This window comes from Streptomyces sp. NPDC059142, assembly GCF_042755665.1.
Lineage (GTDB): Bacteria > Actinomycetota > Actinomycetes > Streptomycetales > Streptomycetaceae > Streptomyces.
This window is the reverse complement of sequence record NZ_JBHZDA010000220.1, coordinates 1-1,642: the sequence shown is the minus strand read 5'-3', so window position 1 is coordinate 1,642 and position 1,642 is coordinate 1. Positions and strand designations below refer to the sequence as shown.

Sequence of the window (1,642 nt, the reverse complement as noted above, 5' to 3'; positions counted from 1 at the left end):
GCCCCGCCGTCCCGCGACGGCGGGGCCGGGGCCCGTTCCGCTGCCCCGCGCGTCACCCTCGCCGCGCGCGCAGCTCCCGTACCCCCGCCACCGCCAGTACCAGCGCCGTGGCGCCCAGGGACCACAGGAGCTGCGGACGGGCCGTGTCGTCGGCGAGCATCAGGACGAACACCGTCCCCATGGCGGCGAGCGTCACCCAGGTCAGTCCTGGGAAGAGCCACATCCGCAGCACCAGCCGCTCCGGCGTCTCCCGCTCGATGCGCGGACGCAGCCGGAGCTGCGCCACGGCGATCATCGCCCAGACGAAGAGCAGCACCGCGCCGACCGCGTTGAGCATGTACAGGAAGACCGAGTCGGGCCACTTCAGATTGAGCAGGACCGAGACGAACCCGAACGCCACCGACGCCAGCACCGCCCGCCGGGGCACCCCCGCGCCGCCCACCTTCAGCAGGGCCTTCGGCGCCTCGCCCCGTTCGGCCAGCGAGAAGACCATCCGGGACGATCCGTAGAGGTTGGCGTTGAGCGCCGAGAGCAGCGCCACGAACACCACGATGTTCATGATCTGCCCGGCCGACGGGATGCCGATCGCGTCGAGGACGGTGACGTACGGGCTGAGCCCCGCCTTCTGCGCGGTCCAGGGCAGCACGGTCACGATGACCGCCATCGAACCGACGTAGAAGAACAGGATCCGGACGACCGCGCTGCGCACCGCGCGGGCCACCGAGCGCACCGGGTCGTCGGACTCGGCCGCCGCGATCGTGACGACCTCCAGACCGCCGAAGGCGAAGATCACGGCGAGCACCCCGGACGTGACGCCCTGCCAGCCGTTCGGGAGGAAGCCGCCCTCCCCGGTCAGGTTGCCGAGACCGACCGAGTGGGTGTCGGGCAGCACGCCGAAGACCGCGAGCAGCCCCAGCACCAGGAACGCGACGATCGCGAAGACCTTCAGGGCGGCGAAGTAGAACTCGAACTCGCCGAAGTTCTTCACGGCGGCGAGGTTCGCACCCGTGAAGACGACCATGAAGACCAGCACCCAGGCCCACTGCGGTACGGAGGGCAGCCAGCCGTTGGCGATCTGCGCCGCGCCCGTCGCCTCCACGGCGAGGACGACGACCAGCAGGAACCAGTAGAGCCAGCCGACGCTGAACCCCGCCCACCGGCCGAGCGCGCGCTCGGCGTGCACGGAGAACGAGCCGGACGCGGGCATCGCCGTCGACATCTCGCCCAGCATCCGCATCACGCACATCGCGAGCGCGCCCGCGATCAGGTACGAGACGACGATGCCGGGTCCGGCCAGCGCGATACCGGCGCCGGAGCCGACGAAGAGCCCGGCGCCGATGACACCGCCGAGCCCGAGCATGGTGAGGTGGCGCTGCTTGAGCCCGCCGGACAGGGGTTCGCCGGAGTCCGCGGCCTGCGTGGCGGCGGGGGCGGGGCGGTGGGGGGTGTGGTCGTGCATGGGGTGGGTTCAGACTGCTTTCGGGGCTGGTGGGGACGGGGGGATGCGGCCCTGGCAGTCTCCCCGGACGGCCCCGGTCCAGGCAAAACGTTTCCTCCGGATGCGAGGCCCCGCCCCCGCCCCCCCCCGATACCGCGGCGGCCCGGGGGGGGGGCGCCGGCAGGGGGCGCGGCCCCGGCGGCG

General features: G+C 72.7%; 1 protein-coding gene. It reads right to left on the bottom strand.

Features of this window, described 5'->3' with window-relative positions:
• Positions 1-52: 52 nt before the first annotated feature.
• On the bottom strand, positions 53-1,459 hold the full coding sequence (locus ACFXPK_RS32870; protein ID WP_385080820.1) for an amino acid permease: 1,407 nt from the start codon (positions 1,457-1,459) through the stop codon (positions 53-55).
• Positions 1,460-1,642 lie beyond the last annotated feature (183 nt).

Excerpts from the sequence above, each read along its gene's own strand:
- ACFXPK_RS32870 (WP_385080820.1), bottom strand. The coding sequence starts at position 1,459 with ATGCACGACCACACCCCCCACCGCCCCGCCCCCGCCGCCACGCAGGCC.